We start from the raw sequence: 2232 nt of genomic DNA, 5'->3' as shown, positions 1-2232 counted from the left end.
AGCCGTGGCGCAGCCCGGCGCCGAGGCCGCCTACGTCGACCTCACCCAGCTCGGGCCCGACGACGAGAAGGCGCTCGCGGCCTGGCTCGCCGACGCGGCCGCGCCCAAGGTGCTGCACGGGGCCAAGGCCGCCGCGCACATGCTCGCCACACGCGGCCTGGAGCTCGACGGCGTCGTCTTCGACACGGAGCTGGCCGCCTACCTCTGCTACCCCGACCAGCGCGGTTACGACCTGGGCGACCTCGCGGTGCGGCACCTGGGCCGCGAGCTCAAGGTCGCCGAGCCCGAGGGCGCGCAGGGCGCGCTGGACCTGTCGCTGGAGGGCGACGCCGAGGGCCAGGCGGAGGCCGTGCGCGCGCAGGGCGTCGCCGACCTCGCGACGGCGCTGGAGGGCGAGCTCGCCGACCGTGACGCCACGCACCTGCTGGACGACGTCGAGCTGCCGCTCTCGGGCGTGCTCGCCCGCATGGAGCGCGTCGGCATCGCCGCCGACACCGAGTACCTGACCGGCCTGGAGGAGCAGTTCGCCCAGGGGGTGGCCGACGCCGCCGCCGACGCGTACGCCGTGATCGACCGCGAGGTGAACCTCGGCAGCCCCAAGCAGCTGCAGGAGGTGCTGTTCGACCAGCTCGCCATGCCGAAGACCAAGAAGATCAAGACCGGGTACACCACCGACGCGGCCAGCCTCCAGGACCTGTTCGTCAAGACGGAGCACCCGTTCCTGGCGCACCTGCTGGCCCACCGCGACGTCTCCCGGCTACGGACCACTGTCGAAGGGCTGCTCAGGTCGGTGGCGCCGGACGGTCGTATCCACACGACGTTCCAGCAGACGATCGCCGCCACGGGCCGCCTGAGCTCGACCGACCCGAACCTGCAGAACATCCCGATCCGCACCGAGGCCGGGCGGCAGATCCGCCGGGCGTTCCGGGTGGGCGAGGGCTACGAGAGCCTGCTGACCGCGGACTACAGCCAGATCGAGATGCGGATCATGGCCCACCTGTCGGGCGACGAGGGCCTGATCGCGGCGTTCAACTCGGGGGAGGACCTCCACCGCTACGTGGGTTCGCGCGTGTTCGAGGTCGACCCGGCCGACGTGACGCCCGAGATGCGCTCCAAGATCAAGGCCATGTCGTACGGCCTGGCCTACGGCCTGAGCGCGTTCGGCCTCTCGCAGCAGCTGAACATCGCCACGAGCGAGGCGCAGATGCTCATGGACGACTACTTCGAGCGCTTCGGCGGCGTGCGCGACTACCTGTCGGGCGTGGTCGAGGAGGCGCGGGCGACCGGGTACACCGCCACGATCCTCGGCCGCCGCCGCTACCTCCCCGACCTGACGAGCGACAACCGGCAGCGCCGGCAGATGGCCGAGCGCATGGCGCTGAACGCCCCCATCCAGGGCAGCGCCGCCGACATCATCAAGCTCGCGATGCTGCGCGTGCAGAAGGCACTCGACGAGCGGGAGCTCTCCTCCCGCCTGCTGCTCCAGGTGCACGACGAGCTCGTGCTCGAGGTCTTCCCCGGCGAGCGCGAGGCCGCGGAGGAGGTGCTGCGCAGCGAGATGGGCGCGGCCTACGAGCTCACCGTCCCGCTGGACGTCTCGGTGGGCACTGGCGCGACGTGGCACGAGGCCGGCCACTGAGATCCTGCTCGCGAGGCAGAACCAGGGCGAGACAGAATCCCAGCGGGCCTGTCTCGCCCTGGTTCCACCTCGGCAGGTTCTACTGCGCAGGCTCCGTCACGAAGATCGCCGTGCCCGGGAGGTAGCGGCCGCGTTCCGGCCCCCAGCCGCCCCAGACCTGGTCGTTCCACTCCGGCCACTCCGGCTCGACCAGGTCGGTCAGCCGCAGGCCCGCGGCGACGACGTCGCGCACGTGGTCGCCGATCGTGCGGTGGTACTCCGCGTACAGGACCCGGCCCGCGGCGTCGGCCTCGACGTAGGGGCGCCGGTCGAAGTACGACCGGTTGGCCGTCAGGCCGTGCCGCGTCGGGTCGTCGGGGAACGCCCAGCGCAGCGGGTGGGTCACGGAGAACACCCACCGGCCGCCGGGCCGCAGCACGCGGGCGGCCTCGCGGTGCACCCGGACGGTGTCGGGCACGAAGGGCAGTGCGCCGAACGACGTGAAGACGACGTCGAACGAGCGGTCCGCGAAGGGCAGGGCCCGCGCGTCGGTCTGCACCCGCGGCACGACGACGCCGGTCGCGGCGTCCAGGCGCGCAGCCCCCGCCAGCATC

Annotated in this window: 2 protein-coding genes; one reads left to right on the top strand and one right to left on the bottom strand. The window is 72.4% G+C overall.

Annotated features, from left to right (window positions below):
* Positions 1-1639: DNA polymerase I (polA, locus tag PROKR_RS10835; RefSeq protein WP_084800383.1), on the top strand; the 1639-nt coding region annotated here is incomplete at its 5' end.
* 79 nt (positions 1640-1718) lie between these two features.
* Here the strand turns inward: polA and PROKR_RS10830 are convergent.
* Positions 1719-2232: class I SAM-dependent methyltransferase (locus PROKR_RS10830; RefSeq protein WP_157602013.1), on the bottom strand; the 514-nt coding region annotated here is incomplete at its 5' end.

The sequence above is a fragment of the Promicromonospora kroppenstedtii DSM 19349 genome, assembly GCF_000515355.1.
Lineage (GTDB): Bacteria > Actinomycetota > Actinomycetes > Actinomycetales > Cellulomonadaceae > Promicromonospora > Promicromonospora kroppenstedtii.
The sequence above is the reverse complement of the archived record's forward strand: the minus strand, read 5'-3'. Positions and strand labels throughout refer to the sequence as shown.